Origin of the sequence: Mesonia ostreae, from assembly GCF_031845265.1 — a bacterium.
In the GTDB taxonomy this organism is placed as follows: Bacteria; Bacteroidota; Bacteroidia; order Flavobacteriales; family Flavobacteriaceae; genus Mesonia; species Mesonia ostreae.
Genome location: NZ_JAVRBG010000010.1, coordinates 1 through 17,575, shown reverse-complemented (window position 1 = coordinate 17,575; position 17,575 = coordinate 1). Strand labels below are relative to the sequence as shown.

Sequence of the window (17,575 nt, the reverse complement as noted above, 5' to 3'; positions counted from 1 at the left end):
TCAGCGTATCTTCATAAAAAAACTCCCGCAATAGCAGGAGTTTTATTTATTTAAAAAGAATGAACCTCTCAATTAAGCATTTGCTTTCTTAATCAAGTTTAAAGCAGAACCTTCTTTATACCATTCAATTTGGTTTTCATTATAGGTATGATTTGCTTTAATCATATCCTTAGAACCATCTGCGTGTACTACTTCAATCGTAATGGGTTTACCTGGAGCAAAATCTTCTAAATCTATAAAGTTGAACGTATCATCTTCTTTAATAAGATCATAATCACTTTCCTTATCAAAAGTAACTCCTAACATTCCTTGTTTCTTTAGGTTAGTTTCGTGAATACGGGCAAAAGATTTTACCAATACGACATAAACTCCTAAATGACGTGGCTCCATTGCCGCGTGCTCTCTAGAAGAACCTTCTCCGTAATTGTGATCTCCCACCACTACCGTTGGAATTCCTTTCGCTTTATATTCTCTTTGCGTATCTGGCACTCCTGCATAGTCTCCCGTAATCTGACTTTTTACGAAGTTAGCTTTCATGTTGAACGAATTAATCGCTCCAATAAGACAGTTATTTGAGATGTTATCTAGGTGACCTCTATAACGCAACCAAGGTCCCGCCATAGAAATATGGTCTGTAGTACATTTACCGTCAGCTTTAATTAACAACTTAGCTCCCATTAAATTCTTACCATCCCAAGGTTTAAACGGAGTAAGTAACTGCAGGCGTTCACTGTCTTCTGCTACATTTATTACAACCCCACTACCATCTTTTCTTGGCTCTACATAACCAGCATCTTCAACTTCAAAACCTCTTGTAGGAAGTTCTATTCCTTGAGGCTCTTCTAACATTACTTCCTCTCCATCTTCGTTCATTAACTTATCCCGCGTAGGATCAAAATCCAAACGTCCAGAGATAGCAATTGCGGCAACCATTTCTGGTGAACCTACAAAAGCATGCGTATTTGGATTTCCATCGGCACGTTTAGAAAAATTTCTATTAAACGAGTGAACAATGGTATTTTTCTCTTCTCCTTTACGGTCACTTCTGTCCCACTGTCCAATACATGGTCCACAAGCATTCGTAAATATCGTTGCATCTAAATCTTCAAAGATTTGTAACAATCCGTCCCGTTCTGCTGTAAAACGAATTTGCTCAGAACCTGGATTAATTCCTAAATCAGATTTTGGCTTAATTTTTTTATCAACCGCTTGTTTAGCAATAGAAGCTGCTCTTGTTAAATCCTCGTACGAAGAGTTGGTACAAGAACCGATTAATCCCCAATCTACATTAATTGGCCAATCGTTTTCTTTTGCTTTTACATTCATTTCAGAAATAGGCGTTGCTAAATCTGGTGTAAAAGGTCCGTTTAAGTGTGGTTTTAATTCAGATAAGTTGATTTCGATTACTTCATCAAAATACTGCTCAGGATTTGCATAAACTTCATCATCTCCAGTTAAGTATTCACGAACTCCGTTTGCAGCATCTGCCACGTCATCACGATTTGTAGCTCTTAAGAAACGCTCCATAGAATCATCATAACCAAAAGTAGAAGTGGTTGCACCAACTTCAGCTCCCATATTACAAATAGTTCCTTTTCCAGTACAAGAAAGATTTTTTGCACCTTCTCCAAAATATTCTACAATCGCTCCAGTTCCTCCTTTTACGGTAAGAATCCCAGCTACTTTCAAAATCACATCTTTAGAGGCAGTCCAACCATTTAACTCTCCGGTCAATTTCACTCCAATGAGTTTAGGAAATTTAAGCTCCCAAGGCATTCCTGCCATCACATCTACGGCATCGGCTCCTCCTACTCCAACGGCTACCATACCTAATCCCCCAGCATTTACGGTGTGAGAATCGGTACCAATCATCATTCCTCCAGGAAACGCATAGTTTTCTAATACTACTTGGTGAATAATTCCTGCTCCCGGCTTCCAGAATCCTATTCCGTATTTATTAGAAACCGAACCTAAAAAATCAAACACTTCGTTACTAGTTTCATTTGCTCTTTTTAAATCTTTTACAGCTCCTTGTTTGGCCTGAATTAGGTGATCACAGTGCACTGTAGTTGGCACTTCTACCTTTTTCTTTCCTGCTTGCATAAACTGCAACAATGCCATTTGTGCGGTTGCATCCTGACAAGCAATTCTATCTGGTAAAAAGTTTACATAATCTTCTCCTCGTTTAAATGCCTTATTGGAAGCAGCATCCCAAAGGTGAGCGTAAAGAATTTTTTCTGAAAGTGTTAATGGTTTTCCCACTACTTCACGTGCTTTATCTACACGCTCTGTAATTTGAGAGTAAACCTTCTTAATCATATCAATATCGTATGCCATTGGTTTGTTTTTTTTAGTGACTGCGAAAGTAACAAATTTTAATGAATTTTAAAAATTATTAGTAAAGCAGCATTTTTAGCGCAGATAATTCAGTGAAACAGCAAAATCCTTAATTATAATGAATCAAAATAAGCTAATTTTACGAAATAATTAGCATATCTATAATTTAAAGTGAATGAATTGATAATTTGATAAAAAAAGAGTAAAAATGCTATGATTTAATGCAGAAAATGCAAAACAAAAAAAACCCTAAAGAAGTCTCTAAGGTTTTTTCGATTTATATGTTAAGTATTTTCTTAAAAACTACAGTAACTCCTTAATAATTTGTTCTTCGGAATAACCTTCTGCTTCCGCTTTATAATTTTTAATAATTCGGTGTCTTAAAATTCCGTTGGCTACTGCTTTTACATCTTCTATATCTGGAGAGAATTTTCCTTTGGTCGCAGCATTAGCTTTAGCTGCCAAAATAAGGTTTTGCGAAGCTCTTGGTCCCGCTCCCCAATCTATATAATCTTTTACCAACTGCGGAGAAAATTCTCCTCTTGGCCTTGTTTTACCTACTAATTTTACCGCATACTCTACTACATTATCTGCTACAGGAATTCTACGGATAAGTTGTTGGAAATCGATAATTTCTTCCGCAGTAAAAAGAGGATTTATATCAACTTTATGTGTAGAAGTAGTACTTTTTACCACATTGATTTCTTCTTGATACGTTGGGTATTCTAAAAAGATAGAGAACATAAAACGGTCTAATTGTGCCTCTGGTAAAGGATAAGTTCCTTCTTGCTCAATTGGGTTTTGGGTAGCTAATACAAAATAAGGCTGAGAAAGTTCGTAACGCTTTCCTGCAACAGTAACACTCTTTTCCTGCATCGCTTCTAATAGTGCTGCTTGTGTTTTTGGCGGAGTTCTATTAATTTCATCGGCTAAAACAATATTAGCAAAAATAGGACCTTTTATAAACTTGAAATTTCTAGATTCATCCAGAATTTCTGAGCCCAAAATATCACTTGGCATCAAATCTGGTGTAAATTGAATGCGTTTAAAATCCAATCCTAAAGCCTGAGATAGTGTATTCACCATAAGCGTTTTTGCCAAGCCTGGCACGCCTATTAAGAGTGCGTGTCCTCCTGCAAAAACAGATAATAGAATTTCATTAACGACTTTTTCTTGTCCTATAATTACTTTCCCAATCTCTACTTGAAGTTGTTTATACTTTTCTACAAAATTCTCGATGGCACGCACATCTCCAGACATATTTACTATTGTTTTAACCAGTTACCACTAAAAGCACAATCTTTATATTCATCGCCTACTTTTACATAGGTATCTCCAATTTTTGCTTTTTGCCATTTTTCAATCGCTTTAATTTGTTTCTCTCTCAATGCCAGTTCTTTAATTTTGGTATAATCCTGAGAATAATCAGCAATATGTGCCTTGTACTTTTTATTAACTGTAATGATTTTGAAAAACTTAGAACCAGTTCTGGTTTGATCTATTAAAATTAAAGAAACTTCGCCTTCCTCTAAGCTATTTACTTTTTCATAAATAAGCGGATCAATATCTGTCAATTCAAATCGCGTATCTCCAGTTTTTGGATTGATTAATTTTCCTCCATCTCCACGAGTTTCTTCTTCATCTGAATATCTTCTGGCCGCTTCATCAAAAGAAATTTTATTATTTACAATACTTGTCCTTATCGTATCTAATTTCTCTCTAGCAATTTTGATAGTTTCCTCAGTTACTTTAGGCATAATAATGATATGTCTAATGTCTAACTTTTGACCTCTTACCTTATCCAACTGAATAATATGATATCCAAAAGAAGATTTAAATGGCTTACTCACTTCTCCTTCTTGCAAGCTAAAAGCGATTTGCTTAAAATCTTTATCTAAAGGATCTTTTCTAGTAATGGTCATTTGCCCACCCTTTGTACTGGTGGCATCTTGTGAATATAAAACCGCTTTAGTGGCAAAGCTGGCGCCATTCTCCACAATATCGTTACGCATTTCAGTTAATTGATCTACCACTTTTTGCTCCTCTTCTTGCGGAACATTTGGCTCTATAATTAACTGTGAAATCTCCACTTCATCTCCAAACTGCGGGCGTTCGTCTTCTGGAATACGATCAAAAAACTGTCTTACTTCTTCTGGAGTTACTTCAATTTCGCTTACAATTTTACTTTGCATACGATCGCTTAACGTTCTCTCTTTATTAAAGACAAATAATTCGGCTTTCAAATCACGCTCATTTTCTTTACGGTAAAACTCCAAAAGTTTTTCCATACTTCCAATTTGCTGCACCATTCTATCCATTTGCTGATCAATCATATTGTTAATCTCATCTTCAGAAACATTAATAGTACTGTCTTGAACCGCGTGGTGCGCATAGAGTTTATTTTCCATCAATCTGCCTGCCAGTTGACAGTTAGAAATTTCATTGGCATCCATCCCTTGATTTTTCACATCTTCCCGCATTTTTACAATATCGGTTTCTAAAATAAGGTAATCTCCAATTACTGCAGCCACCCCATCTGCCTTAAAACGTGTAAAGGCTTTTATGGTATCTGTTTTTTGAACTTCGTTAATAACTTCCTTGTCCCCAGTTACTACCAAACTACTATCTATTTCTGTTTTTTGCGCTTGTACAGCAGTTATAGAAAATAAAGCTATACAGCAAATCTTAATTATATATTTCAAATTTCTTTTGTTTAATTGCATCCTTAATAATTTCTTTTTCTAATTCTTTTGATAATTCTAATTTTCTCCTGTTGAGAAGAATTTGTTTAATTGTGGGCTTTACATATTCTAAAGGTGCTTGGTCGTTCCTTTTTAATACATCTTTAATGTATACCAAATATACTCCTAAAGAATCCTCAAGTTGCAAGAAGTTTTCCTTTTTTAAAAACTCATCACTCATAGAAGCATCTAGTGGGGTAATTTTTTTATAGATTTCTCTCGGTTTTACCCAAACGGAATCATTCAAACTGTAATTTTTAAATTTTAGAGATTCCTCTTCAATATCAATTTTATCATCCTGGTCAAACCTAGTAATTTTCTTTTTTAGCTCTTTAACATCCAAATAATCTTTTTCTAATTCTATATACCTCAACATAATTAAATCTTGGTTGAGTTTAAAATTAATTTTATTGGCCTCAAAATAATTTTCAATAATAGTGTCCTGAAATGTGGTATCAATCATCCCAGAAATTACGATATCCTTATACGCTTCTGTATACAATTCATTTCTATAAAGATCAACAAGTCTCTTAAAATCTCGCTGTTTTTCTTCGGATAAATTTATTTTTGCCTGATGCATAAATAATTCTTCTTGCGCCCAACGATTAATGTAATTAGACATAAATAAAACGCTATCCTGTGCGGAAGAACCTTTGGGGATTAAGTTTACGACATCTTCCTCATAAAGGTACTTATCGTGAACTTTTGCCAATACTTTACGCTCTTCGTTAGATTGAAAATACTCACAACTTACGAAAAGAGTGCAACACCAGAGGAGTATATAAATTGAAACTTTACTCAAACTCTTTCTCTAAACTTTTTAGTACCTCCTGATTAATCACAACCTCGTTTTTAGCTCTAATATTCTCTATCCATCGCTGTTCTAATTGCTGCTGATACTTGCTCACCACTTCTCCTCTTGCTTCCTCAAAAGTTTTGATTCCTTCTGGTTCTATATTTTCAATATCCAAAACAAGAAACACGCCATTATTTTCATACACCTTAGAAACTCCCGTTGTAGTTTTTATTTTGGGAGGCAAAGCATCGTTTTTATTTTGAAAGTCACCAGATTTAAATAAAACCGTATGCCCCATTTCTTTAGCATCCTTTTCAATCGTCTCCTTAGACACGTCATTTTTCATCCACTTTCTAACTTGCTTAGCCATCTTTTTTGTATCTGTAGAAGCCATAGTTAAAGTGAAACTCTTTTCTTTTTTAAATTCTTGTTGATGCTCCTTATAGTAATTTTGGAGCGCCACAGAGTCCTTCTTTGCGGCTTTCCATATATTATCTTCCATCAACTCAAACAATAAAAGTCCATTGCGATATTCTTCAATTACGTGCGCATATTCTACATTCGTCTCGGCTAAATATTCTTTATGGTAAGAAATCATAAAGTTTTCCTTAAAAATACCTAACCATTTATTCAGTAGGTTTTCTTTAGAATCCTCCTCTGCCATTTGACGCTGAGCCATGGTAATAAATTTAGCAAAATCTTCATAGGTTTTTCCTTCTCCTCTTATCTCAATAATATTTTTCTGCGGAATATCTTTTAAATCATTCTTATCCCACTTGGAAGATAAAATCGCATTAGATACATTTTTGCTGAAATAAGCCAGAGCAGCATCATCTTCTTTGATGGTATAAATATTCTTTATATTTTTTATAATATCTTCTCGTATCAATTGCGCTCTTACATCGCCTTTCATTCTGCGAGAAAGATCTAGTTTTTCATCTTCAAAAGACTTGATTATATTCTTGTCTAGCAATTTCACAATATGCCAACCATATTCGGTTTTAAAAGGCTCAGAAACCTCATCCATTTCAGTTAAACCAAACGCTACATCTTCAAACGCATCAGAATTAAGTTTTCCTCTAGAAAATGTATTGATAACTCCACCATTCACGGCTGTATTTTTATCATCACTATATTGTCTCGCCATTTCAGAAAAACCATTTCCGCTATCTAGTTTTTCTTTAATTTCAAATATTTGAGTCTTAGCGTCAGAATTTCCCTCCTTATTCTCTATCATAATATGGGCGACCTTAACCGTACCTTCTGCCTCTCTTTTGTCATTTACCTTAACAATATGGTACCCAAACTGAGATCTAGCTGGCATTGAAACCTCTCCTACATTGGTCTTATATGCAGCATTTTCAAATGGATATACCATGGAGAAAACGGTAAACCAACCTAAATCTCCGTTATTTTTCTTTACGGAAGGATCATCTGAATAATTTTTAGCTACTTCTGCAAAAGATTTCCCACTAAGTATCTCTTTTCTTGCTTTGATCGTTTTTTGATAAGCTTTTAAAGTGTCTTTAGCAGAAGCATTACGCGCCACATTGATTAAAATATGACTTGCATTGATCTCTTGCTTTTTTCTAGCATAAGCTTCTTGAAGTAAATTTTCTGTAATTTCAGAATCTTTCATGTACTTATCTGCCAGCTGTTTTTTATAGATATTATACTCACCCATAAAGGAAGGAAGCGTATCTAAACCTTGTTCTTCTGCCTCCAATACTTTTAACTTATAGTCCACAAAAAGATTCATATACTCACTTACGTCTTTTTGACTCTCTTGCAGCAAGTTGAAATTCTTAGAAAATACGCGCTTAAATTCCTCTGCATACACAGGTTGATCATTAATGGTCAATAATACTTTTTGTTCATTTTTTTGCGCGAAGGCAAAACAACTTGTTGTTAAGAAAACAAGTAAAAGCAGATTTTTCATTGTGTCATTTTTAAAAGTGGTCAAAAATAAGAAATATAAAAGGTTATACAAGCATTTAAATTAAGAACCTGAAGCAATTCCGCGAAGCGAAAAACGAAACCTTATATTTTATTTTAAAGATCATATAATGAGATTAAAGCTTCTCGCTAAGACTAACGCAGCAATAAATTATTAATTATATTTGATGCTTCAATTTCTACTTTAATTTTATGATATACATCTTTCAAATAAGCATTAAAACAACCTGAAAAAAATATTTTAGAATGAAACTTTATAGAAAGAAATTAAAAAAATTAATTTAAATTAAAAAGCTTAAAACTTTAACTCATCGCTTAAAAGATAATTAGCGTATTTAGGCAGAAAACCATAGCAGCCATGGAAAAAATTAAACTCATATGGGATTTTAGAGGTCCGCATGCTAAGAAAACAGCGCAACACCACGAGATCCATTTAAAGGATTATATCAAAATAGAAAACACAGAACTAGAGATTACAGGCGTAGAAACCTTATCGGAAATGCATTCTCTCGCGTTTATGGTGGTGAATAAAGAAGAAATGAAACCTATACGAGATGCTCTAAAACCTCATCGCGGACAATTGTATCAAGAATAAAAAAATGCCTTGTGAAAAAATCACAAGGCATTTTTTAAATAATACTTCTTATACTATCTAGAATAGTTAGGTGCTTCTTTGGTAATGGTTACATCGTGAGGGTGACTCTCTAAAATCCCAGAAGAGGTAATTTTCACAAATTTAGCATCGTTCTTTAGAGCTTCCATATCCTTAGCTCCACAATATCCCATTCCTGCACGTAAACCTCCAATGAATTGATTCATACTTTCCAGTAATTCTCCTTTATATGGAACTCTACCAACAATACCTTCTGGTACTAATTTTTTAATATCATCTTCTATATCTTGAAAATAGCGATCTTTAGAGCCTTGCTGCATGGCTTCTACAGATCCCATTCCGCGATACGACTTAAATTTTCTTCCTTCGTAAATAATGGTTTCTCCGGGAGATTCTTTTGTTCCTGCTAAAAGAGAACCTAACATTACACAATCTGCTCCTGCCGCTAAGGCTTTTGGGATATCACCAGTATAACGTATTCCTCCATCAGCAATAACTGGCACACCTGTACCTTTTAGCGCTGCTGCAACTTCGATAACCGCAGAAAACTGAGGAAAACCAACACCTGCGACCACACGAGTGGTACAAATAGAGCCTGGGCCAATTCCAACTTTAACGGCATCTGCACCTGCATCTGCTAAATATTTGGCAGCTTCCGCAGTAGCAATATTTCCTACCACAACTTCCAAATCTGGAAATTTATTTTTAACTTCTTGTAATACATGAACCACTCCTTTTGTATGTCCGTGTGCCGTATCAATCACTACAGCATCTACACCTGCTTTAACTAAAGCTTCTGCTCTTTCTACGGCATCTGCTGTTACTCCCAAGGCAGCAGCAACACGCAATCTTCCGTATTGATCTTTATTAGCATTAGGTTTTTGGGTAAGTTTAGTGATATCTCTAAAGGTGATGAGACCTACCAGCTTATTGTCTTTATTAACAACGGGGAGTTTTTCAATTTTATTTTGTTGTAAAATTACTTCGGCCTCACTTAGTGAAGTTCCTTCTGCCACAGTAACCAAATTTTTGGTCGTCATGACCTCTTCTATAGGTCGGCTGTTATTTTTTTCAAAACGTAAATCCCGATTGGTAACAATTCCTATCAAAGTTTCATTTTTATCCACAATTGGGATTCCTCCAATACTGTGTTCGCGCATTAAATCTTTGGCATCTTTTACGTTGGCATGAATAGACAAGGTAACCGGATCTATAATCATTCCGCTTTCTGCTCTTTTTACTTTACGGACTTTAAGTGCTTGCTGCTCGATCGTCATGTTTTTATGCAAAACACCAATACCTCCTTCTCGAGCCATAGCAATAGCCATACGAGATTCTGTCACCGTATCCATAGCTGCCGAAACAATAGGAACGTTAATAGTGATATTTTTGGTAAATTTGGTTTGAATGTTAACTTCTCTAGGAAGAACTTCGGAAAATGCAGGAACTAAAAGAACATCATCATATGTTAATCCTTCTCCTACAATTTTATTATCGTGTGCAGTCATCGCAATTAAAGATTTAATTGCATGCAAAAGTAAGCTTTTATGCTAAGAAACTTGTAATAATGTTATTATTTATTTTCTAAACAATTGTGAGAAAACCAGAAGTACAGATATGACAAAAGATGTAGTCATAAGTATTCCTGAAACCACCACCACATAACGCATCCAATGTAAACCAGTCCACATTAAATAAATTCCGCCAAAGGTTAATAAGATCGACAATAACGGCTCTATCATCAAAGCTTTCTTTAAGTTTTTGTTAGACTTGGTTATTGAAACCAATCCGCCAAGAAGAAAAAATATAACAGACATAGAGAGAATGTGCGTATGAATGATGGTAAGCATTTCTCTTTCTGTTTTTTTAAACTTCATCACTTCTGCTTCCAGGTCTTCTTCGTTACCTAAATAGTTTTCTTGAATGCCTTGAGGATGATTTTCTGTAGTATCATTTACAAAAGTCAAACCCGTAAAATAACCGACGCTTAACACTACTAGAAAAGCGCCGATTAATAATTTTACTTCTTTGGGTAACCTAAAGATAAATCCGTTAAGGTTGATCATAATTGATTTTCCTGTTTTAAAATATGCACTGTTTTTAATACATTATTTACAGCTCTTGCCATAGATGAGGCAGAAATAGTCGCTCCACTAATGGCAGCTATATTTTCTCCATACTCAATTTTAGAGTCTGGTGTCATACCTATAAACTGCTTAAGCCAACGCTGAGACCCTATTTGAAGTCCGTAATCTTCTCTGTAGATAAGAACTTTAGATTTTTTAATCTTCAAATCTTTATCAAACAACACCACATATTCAAATTTCTTCTTTTTACTTGGAGCAGTTCCTAAATAGGTATAACCTATAAGTTCTCCTTGTACAGAAATTCTTGAAAGGTTTTTAGCTGCGGTCTTCGCTGGAATTTTTTCTTCTATATTTCCTGAAGCCGTAATAGATTCCAACTCATAATCCTTTACTTCGTAAGTGCTTTTTATCGCCTTATCAAATTTTTCTTGAAGCCTATCTTGGGTTGTCGTAATCGTAAAAGCAAAACAACTTAATAGACCACAAAATACTAATAACCTTTTAATCATCATTTATTTTTTACGTATTCTTCTACAGTACTATCAATTTTTGCTTGTTTTGTTTCAATATCCATTGGGAATAATTGCATAAATAAAGCTTGACCGTTTACCGCTTTCTCTAAAGCTAAATCTTTATCACGACCATAAACATCACTCCACTTATTTCTTACTCTACTCCAAAAATCTTTATTAGTTGCCCACCAGTTTTTGGCAGCTTTACATTTTTCATCGGCTACTTTACGATATACGTTATAACCTTTTTCTTCTACTAAAAGCACATCTTCTTTACCATCTTCACGAATAACTTTTTCATTATCCTGCTCGTGCAACCACCCTTCTTTTGTAATTTCAACTTGATTACCACGCATCATTACATTATAATCACTTCGTTTAGAATATTCTCTACGCGGCAAAGGAGAACTTGTAGTATTATTCCAATAATGTCTTCCATCTGCATGAATCCAAGTTGCAGAACCTGAGTAACGCGGACTATCATCTACCTGATATACATTTTGTGTCCATTGTCCTTTTACATCTTTCTTATTCATATTTACAAAAGTCCATTGGTTATCGTGGTTAAAGTCATAACGCTTTGTATTTTCATACAACCAATCTTGTCTCCAGTGCTTAATGACCATGGTATCATTAAGAACTAAAAGGTGCTGAATAGAAATTTCGTCTTTTTCATCTTTTATCAACTCTGCCCATTCTAACGCTGTAGCTGTATAATCATAGTGCTTTTCATAATCAATTTCTGGAGAAAATGTCTCGGTATACTTAAAGGTAACCTCAAAACAGCCGCACATATCTTTTATAGCTTGTTTATCTTCTTTTAGATTTTTTTGGGCAAAACCAACGCTAGTGGCTGCCATCAAAACACTTGTCAATAATAAATTCTTGAAATTCATTTTTATTAGTTTTTTATAGATTGATTCTGGTGACAAAAATATTAAATTTATTTAGATTGATTTAAAATAATATATATATTTGTCGAAATATTTTAATTAAGACTTAGTCTAAATAATGAAAAATAGATTTCTACTTATCATTTTACTCTTAAACTTTTTTAACATTCAAGCTCAAGAGACTGAGGTTAAAAAAGAAACGAATCACAAAAAAAAAGATAGCGTAAAAGTGAATGATCTAGAGGAGATCATTCTCACAGGACAGTACAATTCCCAATCTGTAAAAAAATCGGTTTTTGAAGTACAGGTGATTACAGAAAAAGACATTCAATTAATGGCAGGAAATAACCTTGCAGATGTTCTTACCCAAACATTAAATATGAATATTATTCCGCAAGCTGGTGAAGGCAGATCGGGAATTCAACAGTTTGGATTTAACTCAGAATATGTAAAAATTTTAGTAGATAATGTACCCATCGTAGGGGATGAAGGTTTTGGGAATGCTATAGATATTTCTCAAATTAACTTAGATGATATCCAACAAATAGAAATTATTGAGGGCGCTATGGGAGTACAATACGGTTCTAATGCAGTAACCGGTGTGGTGAATATTATTACAAAAAAATCCGCGAAAGCGAAATGGCAAATCACGCCATATATTCAAGAAGAAACCATTGGTAGCGAATATGGATTGTTTGATGAAGGTAGACATATACAGTCTTTGAAAGTGGGACATAATTTTACAGATAAGCTCTACGCCAATGTATTATTTACCAGAAATGATTTTCAAGGGTTTCTAAATCAAAATCAAGGAAAAAATTATTTTAATCCTGAGGATGAAAATGATGGTTTAAGAGGTTATGAATGGCTTCCTAAAGAACAAAATAGTATTAAAACTTTAATTAATTATCGTTTTAAAAACTTTACCGTTTTTTACAAGTTCGAATACTTTACGGAAGAAACTAATAAGTACAATACCAATGTTTTATTAAATCATAACAGTTCTACGCAAACTAATAAACCAACAGCCAATGATGAGATCTTTAATTCAGACAGGTTTTATCATCATCTAAATGCTACAGGGAAAATTAGAGACCAAATCAACTTCAATATTTCTGCATCTTACCAAGAACAAATTAAGAATATTGAAACTTTTACTTACACCATAAAATCTGAAGAGAAGTCTAATATTGAAAATTATGATTACAATACCCGCAAAGGCTTTTTCTCAAGAGGAACTTTCAACAACTTTTTTAATAAGGAAAATTTTAAATTAGAATTAGGTTATGAAACTACGCTGGATGAAGGTTCTGCAAGCGGACTTTCATCTCAGAACGTCGAAAATAGAACTCAAAACAATACCCTTAATTCATATAGTTTCTTTGCTTCTTCAGAAATAAAACCTGCCACCCGCTTATCCTTAAGACCTGGAACTAGAATTATTACCTCTTCGCAGTTTTCACCTCAGTATGCAGTTTCCCTTAGTGGAAAGTATAGCCTTAAAGATGGTTATCAACTAAGAACTATCATTGGTACAGCACCAAAAACGCCTACGTTTGAGCAACTCTATTTTTATATGGTTGATAGCAATCATAATGTACAAGGAAATGAGAACCTAAATCCGGAATATGGAAAATCTATATTCTTACATTTTAAAAAAGCATTTTGGTTAAACGATTACGAATTAAAATATACTCCAAAACTATCGGCTTGGTATCTAGATGTTGAAGATAAAATAGATTTAATTATTACAAATACTTCTCCTCTAGCCTACCAATATAACAATATAGATCTATACAAAACTTGGGGATTATCCTTAAGAAATACACTTAAATACAGAAACCTTTCTGCTATCCTAGGACTTGCTTTCTCTGGAGAATCAAAAGTATTAAACAGTAGCGATGTGTATAATGATGATTTCTTATACGCTTTTCAATTCAACACTAATCTTTCTTACCAAGTTCCTAAATGGAATACTGTTTTCTCTACTTTTTTTAAAGTAAATGGTCCGCAATATCAATTTGTTTCTAGCATTAATGACGATGGAGAAACTGAAATTACTAGAGGAAAACTAGACGGGTACGGTTGGTTAAATACATCTATCAAAAAGACATTCTACAAAGACTTAGATATCACTATAGGCGCAAGAAATGTATTAGATATTACAGAAGTAAACTCTAGTACAGGCCAAGGTGGTACTCACTCTGCAGCATCTTCATCCCAGTTATTAGGATATGGCAGGTCTTTCTTCGTAAAACTTTTATACCATATAAATTTTTAATTATGAAATCTAACTATTTAATTCTTTTTTCTCTCTTTATTATCTTCTTTACGGCTTGTAATAAAGATGATGATTCGACAGCCAATGATTCTGAATTTGTCGTGGCTTTTAAAAATCCTTCTACAGCTTTCGCGGAAACTGATAATGAAAAAGAAATAGACCTTGTTTTTTCTAATGAAGCGCCACAAGACGGAATGCTCGTTATTACTTATACCGAAACCAACTTAACTTACGGTGAGGATTATAGCACTACTCCATCCGCGCAAAGCGGAATTATTGAAATTCCTATTGTAATGGGAACCATTCAAACTTCATTTAGTCTAGAAAGATTAAACTCAAATCCTGCTCAAAATGACACTGATAAATCTATTGAGTTCTCCATAACAGAAGTAAATATTCCTAATGGTTTTACTCAAGGAAACATTACTAATCTTGTAAGTTTCTCTGATACTGCTTCTCTTGGCGGAAGTATTTCTCCCAATTTAGGAGGACCTAATGAAGGAAATCAAGTGTATTTAGATTTAAGTACACAACAAGAAACCGTAGTCAGTAGAGATAAATGGGATTTAGCTTTTTATAACGGAGATCAATTCCGCGTTAAGCTAAATAGCTCTTTATTTATGATGGCTGCCCCATTAGAAACTACGAATATTGATGCTATTACCGAAGCTGATGTTGCTAGTTTACAGTCACAAATGGCTTTCCTAGTGCAAGGATCTAATGAATTTGTAGATGCTCCTAGCGGAAATTTAAACGAAACGGTGATCGAAGAAATTTCTATCAACCTTGAAGAGAATAAAGTTTACCTCATCAAAATGGGGAACGAGATAGGAACTGACACTCCAGAAACTGGAAGTGTTGCCGTTGCTGGAGCCGATAGAGGTTGGAAAAAAATAAGAGTTGTACAAGAAAGTGGTGCTTATAAATTGCTTTATGCCGATTTAGACGCAACTACTCACCAAGAAATTACTATTGGAAAGGATAACCATCACGATTTCACCTATTTCAGTATGGTCAATGAAAATGTGGTAGATGTAGCTCCTGCAAAAGGGAAATGGGATCTTAATTTTACCGTTTTCACGGAAGTGTTAGATCTTCCAGAAGGTGGAGAATCTGCTTATGGTTTTTCTGATTATGTTGCTACTAACGTACTTTCTAACACCAGAGCTTATCAAGTAATGACTGAAGATATTGCTTATCAAGATTTCACTACAGCAAATATCGATAATTCATTATATGAAGTTGACCAAAGAGTAATTGGAGCCAACTGGAGAGATGTTTTTAACGGGCTATTTAACGAACGTTTTTACATCATTAAAGATACTGACGGAAATACTTATAAATTAAAATTCACTTCGATGGTGAATGAAAACGGCGTACGCGGTTACCCGAAATTTGAATATCAAATCCTTAATTAAATATACAATTATAACTAAAAACTACACCTCATGAATTTAAAACTATCTTTCTTAGCGTTTTTTAGCTTTTGCTTGGCCGCAACAGCACAAACTACCGTAAATCTTAGCTTAGATCCTTCTTATGCAAACGAAGTTTATTATAAGTTTTCTACCAATCAAAGTTACGACCATACTGCAACCGATTGGGAAATTGCTTTTTTGAGAAATAATAATATGAATTTTGCCATTAGAATTAACGACGGAATTGGTTTAGAAGTTTTTGAAGCAGCCAATACCCCTGCAGATTATACTACTGTAGATGTGAATAATATTGCCAACTTCACACAGCTATATAACAGTGACATCAGTTGGTTTGAAGGAGCTTTCAATACAGGTTCTGCTTCTTATGGTTTTGGAGAATATAATCCAGCCAACCACCACGTAGAGGGAACCGTTACTTTTTTATTAAAATATGCTGACGGGAGCTTCAAAAAATTATTCATTGAAGATTATTTTAGTGGATATACATTTAAATATGCTTCTTGGGACGAGACCACTTCTACTTGGAGTGCAGATACTACCGAAACTGTTTCTAATACCAGCAATCCTAACAACATGTTCAACTACTACAATTTCACTACCGCTTCTGAAGTAGTTGCTGAACCTGCAAGTACAGACTGGGATCTAAAATTTACAAAATTCACTACAGATTATGCTTATAGCGGAGGAACTATGAAGTATGTAGTAACAGGAGCTTTACAACATCCAGACCTAGTCATAGCAGAAAATATAGAGCCTAACGGAAATGGAGATACTAGTAATCTTAATTATTCAGATGAGATCAATACAATTGGTTACGACTGGAAAACCCTTAATGCAAGTTATACGTATGATGTAGAACCAGATCTTTATTTTTATGTAAAATACCTTGACGGAACAGTTTACAAATTAAATTTTACTGATTTTGGAGGAAGTTCTACAGGAAACATTCAGTTTAACTATGAAGATGTAACTAGCCAGTTAAGCACGGTGGCTTTTGATGCTGAAAATTCATTTAGTATCTACCCTAACCCTTCTTCAGACAAACAAATTAATATTTTAGTTGAAAGCGAAGATGCTAATCAAACGGTAGAAATCTATAACCTTATGGGTAAAAAAGTATACACTTCTCAATTGAAAAATGCTGGGTTTACCAATCAAAGATTAAACTTGTCGCAATTAGCAAATGGTACTTACATTGTTAAATATCAAGCAGGAAGTCATAGTACAACTCAAAAGTTGATTCTAAATTAATTAGCCAATACCACCCAAATTATTTTAAGCTACTCTGTATAGAGTAGCTTTTTATTTTCAATCAATCCAATTACAAAATACTCAAATTCAGTTATTTATATTGCTTCTTCCTTATTAAACTTCTATTTTTAAGTTATTCACTAAAAAAAGAGAGCTATGAGTATTAGATTAGGAAACAGCTGTGTAAACTGTAAAAAATTTGAAAATGATTTTTGTATAAAACACGATACATCGGTAAGTGATAGGCATACGTGTGATAGTTTTACGATGAAAAATAGATTTTTGGACAAAGAAAACTGTACCACTTGTTCAAGATATATGAGCCCTACTTGTGCTCACCCTAAAAAAGCAGCACCCGATATGTTATGTTCTTACTGGGCGCCTCAAGTTACGGCTTAATGATAATAAGTGTTTAAAATATAAAATGCATACCTATGTGGGTATGCATTTTTTTTGTAGCCCTTGATAGTTTTAACGCTATAAAGACAAAAAATAAGCGTTAGTTTTTATCAAAACAAAGTATAACAAGAGTTCCTTTGTTTTCAATAGGCTGGATCGCAAACTCCGCCTTGTTAAGCTCTACATACTTTTTTAATAAACTACCTCGGGGCAAGCCCACGAGGTATTAAAATAATTTGAGCTGTCCAGAATAGATTTTCTTATAATCTT

The 17,575-nt window shown here is 34.2% G+C and carries 14 protein-coding genes; 5 read left to right on the top strand and 9 right to left on the bottom strand.

Annotation, left to right across the window (positions count from 1 at the left end; translation table 11 throughout):
* Positions 1 to 72: 72 nt before the first annotated feature.
* The 5 genes from RLT85_RS10615 to RLT85_RS10595 form a co-directional block, all read right to left on the bottom strand.
* Positions 73 to 2,337 (bottom strand): aconitate hydratase, encoded by a 2,265-nt coding sequence (locus RLT85_RS10615; RefSeq protein ID WP_311402021.1) that lies wholly within the window; start codon positions 2,335 to 2,337, stop codon positions 73 to 75.
* Positions 2,338 to 2,640: 303 nt separating this feature from the next.
* On the bottom strand, positions 2,641 to 3,597 hold the full coding sequence (locus tag RLT85_RS10610; protein WP_311402020.1) for an AAA family ATPase: 957 nt from the start codon (positions 3,595 to 3,597) through the stop codon (positions 2,641 to 2,643).
* A gap of 5 nt (positions 3,598 to 3,602) precedes the next feature.
* Positions 3,603 to 5,039: a peptidylprolyl isomerase gene (locus RLT85_RS10605; RefSeq protein WP_311402019.1), complete on the bottom strand. Its 1,437-nt coding sequence runs from the start codon at positions 5,037 to 5,039 to the stop codon at positions 3,603 to 3,605.
* Positions 5,023 to 5,880, bottom strand: coding sequence for a peptidyl-prolyl cis-trans isomerase (locus tag RLT85_RS10600; protein WP_311402018.1), 858 nt, complete (start codon positions 5,878 to 5,880; stop codon positions 5,023 to 5,025). Before RLT85_RS10600 ends, RLT85_RS10605 begins: the two co-directional genes overlap by 17 nt.
* Positions 5,873 to 7,813 (bottom strand): peptidylprolyl isomerase, encoded by a 1,941-nt coding sequence (locus tag RLT85_RS10595; RefSeq protein WP_311402017.1) that lies wholly within the window; start codon positions 7,811 to 7,813, stop codon positions 5,873 to 5,875. The genes RLT85_RS10600 and RLT85_RS10595 overlap by 8 nt, the downstream gene beginning before the upstream one ends.
* 375 nt (positions 7,814 to 8,188) lie before the next feature.
* Here RLT85_RS10595 and RLT85_RS10590 point away from each other — a divergent pair, with 375 nt between their 5' ends.
* Positions 8,189 to 8,425, top strand: a complete 237-nt coding sequence (locus tag RLT85_RS10590) for a hypothetical protein (protein WP_311402016.1) — start codon at positions 8,189 to 8,191, stop codon at positions 8,423 to 8,425.
* A 53-nt stretch (positions 8,426 to 8,478) separates the two neighbouring features.
* Here the strand turns inward: RLT85_RS10590 and guaB are convergent, their stop codons facing one another.
* From guaB to RLT85_RS10570, 4 genes are all read right to left on the bottom strand, one after another.
* Entirely contained in the window at positions 8,479 to 9,951 is a 1,473-nt protein-coding gene (guaB, locus tag RLT85_RS10585; RefSeq protein ID WP_311402142.1) for an IMP dehydrogenase, read from the bottom strand.
* Positions 9,952 to 10,020: 69 nt separating this feature from the next.
* Complete coding sequence (locus tag RLT85_RS10580) at positions 10,021 to 10,509, bottom strand: Aq_1264-related membrane protein (protein ID WP_311402015.1); 489 nt, start codon at positions 10,507 to 10,509, stop codon at positions 10,021 to 10,023.
* Positions 10,506 to 11,039: an FMN-binding protein gene (locus tag RLT85_RS10575; protein ID WP_311402014.1), complete on the bottom strand. Its 534-nt coding sequence runs from the start codon at positions 11,037 to 11,039 to the stop codon at positions 10,506 to 10,508. The genes RLT85_RS10580 and RLT85_RS10575 overlap by 4 nt, the downstream gene beginning before the upstream one ends.
* A complete protein-coding gene (locus tag RLT85_RS10570) occupies positions 11,039 to 11,938 on the bottom strand; it encodes a DUF6607 family protein (protein WP_311402013.1) in 900 nt (299 codons plus the stop codon). Before RLT85_RS10570 ends, RLT85_RS10575 begins: the two co-directional genes overlap by 1 nt.
* Before the next feature lie 115 nt (positions 11,939 to 12,053).
* Here RLT85_RS10570 and RLT85_RS10565 point away from each other — a divergent pair, with 115 nt between their 5' ends.
* The 4 genes from RLT85_RS10565 to RLT85_RS10550 all read left to right on the top strand — a co-directional run bounded on the left by RLT85_RS10565 (position 12,054) and on the right by RLT85_RS10550 (position 17,305).
* Entirely contained in the window at positions 12,054 to 14,216 is a 2,163-nt protein-coding gene (locus RLT85_RS10565) for a TonB-dependent receptor plug domain-containing protein (protein WP_311402012.1), read from the top strand.
* A gap of 2 nt (positions 14,217 to 14,218) precedes the next feature.
* The gene (locus RLT85_RS10560; protein WP_311402011.1) at positions 14,219 to 15,634 is read left to right on the top strand and encodes an HmuY family protein; all 1,416 of its coding nucleotides are present in this window, start codon (positions 14,219 to 14,221) and stop codon (positions 15,632 to 15,634) included.
* Positions 15,635 to 15,664: 30 nt separating this feature from the next.
* Positions 15,665 to 16,906 carry a T9SS type A sorting domain-containing protein gene (locus RLT85_RS10555; protein ID WP_311402009.1) on the top strand — a complete coding sequence of 414 codons (1,242 nt, stop codon included), beginning with the start codon at positions 15,665 to 15,667 and terminating at the stop codon, positions 16,904 to 16,906.
* Between the two features lie 156 nt (positions 16,907 to 17,062).
* Positions 17,063 to 17,305: a hypothetical protein gene (locus RLT85_RS10550; RefSeq protein ID WP_111541413.1), complete on the top strand. Its 243-nt coding sequence runs from the start codon at positions 17,063 to 17,065 to the stop codon at positions 17,303 to 17,305.
* Positions 17,306 to 17,575: the final 270 nt, after the last annotated feature.

Excerpts from the sequence above, each read along its gene's own strand:
- RLT85_RS10615 (WP_311402021.1), bottom strand. The coding sequence starts at position 2,337 with ATGGCATACGATATTGATATGATTAAGAAGGTTTACTCTCAAATTACA.
- RLT85_RS10610 (WP_311402020.1), bottom strand. The coding sequence starts at position 3,597 with ATGTCTGGAGATGTGCGTGCCATCGAGAATTTTGTAGAAAAGTATAAA.
- RLT85_RS10595 (WP_311402017.1), bottom strand. The coding sequence starts at position 7,813 with ATGAAAAATCTGCTTTTACTTGTTTTCTTAACAACAAGTTGTTTTGCC.
- RLT85_RS10590 (WP_311402016.1), top strand. The coding sequence starts at position 8,189 with ATGGAAAAAATTAAACTCATATGGGATTTTAGAGGTCCGCATGCTAAG.
- guaB (WP_311402142.1), bottom strand. The coding sequence starts at position 9,951 with ATGACTGCACACGATAATAAAATTGTAGGAGAAGGATTAACATATGAT.
- RLT85_RS10580 (WP_311402015.1), bottom strand. The coding sequence starts at position 10,509 with ATGATCAACCTTAACGGATTTATCTTTAGGTTACCCAAAGAAGTAAAA.
- RLT85_RS10575 (WP_311402014.1), bottom strand. The coding sequence starts at position 11,039 with ATGATTAAAAGGTTATTAGTATTTTGTGGTCTATTAAGTTGTTTTGCT.
- RLT85_RS10570 (WP_311402013.1), bottom strand. The coding sequence starts at position 11,938 with ATGAATTTCAAGAATTTATTATTGACAAGTGTTTTGATGGCAGCCACT.
- RLT85_RS10565 (WP_311402012.1), top strand. The coding sequence starts at position 12,054 with ATGAAAAATAGATTTCTACTTATCATTTTACTCTTAAACTTTTTTAAC.
- RLT85_RS10560 (WP_311402011.1), top strand. The coding sequence starts at position 14,219 with ATGAAATCTAACTATTTAATTCTTTTTTCTCTCTTTATTATCTTCTTT.
- RLT85_RS10555 (WP_311402009.1), top strand. The coding sequence starts at position 15,665 with ATGAATTTAAAACTATCTTTCTTAGCGTTTTTTAGCTTTTGCTTGGCC.
- RLT85_RS10550 (WP_111541413.1), top strand. The coding sequence starts at position 17,063 with ATGAGTATTAGATTAGGAAACAGCTGTGTAAACTGTAAAAAATTTGAA.